We start from the raw sequence: 273 nt of genomic DNA, 5'->3' as shown, positions 1-273 counted from the left end.
CTACAGTTTCTCAACGCATAACGGTGGCATGGTATGTTTATATCTCTCAAAAATAAGGTTCTCAATTATTTTCAACCGAAAATAACTATTATTTTTCACATATACTATGAGAATGAAGTTCCGCATCTAATTGAAAGAATACGGCGGATAGATAAACATTACGATGTCTTCATCACGTATTCGAAAGAATTATCTGCTGGAACAATGCATTTGCTGCACAGCATCAGTAAGCCTATTCACTTTCTGAGAACCGAAAACATCGGAATGGACGTC

The 273-nt window shown here is 36.3% G+C and carries 1 protein-coding gene; it reads left to right on the top strand.

Annotation, left to right across the window (positions count from 1 at the left end; translation table 11 throughout):
• Positions 1-33 precede the first annotated feature (33 nt).
• Positions 34-273, top strand: a 240-nt coding sequence (locus tag SB754_RS20320; protein ID WP_410784170.1) for a rhamnan synthesis F family protein, incomplete at its 3' end; no start/stop codon positions are given.

It is taken from the genome of Leifsonia sp. SIMBA_070, assembly GCF_046534635.1.
Classification (GTDB): domain Bacteria; phylum Actinomycetota; class Actinomycetes; order Actinomycetales; family Microbacteriaceae; genus Leifsonia.
Note: the sequence above shows the minus strand (reverse complement) of the source record. Positions and strands in the feature narration are given on the sequence as shown.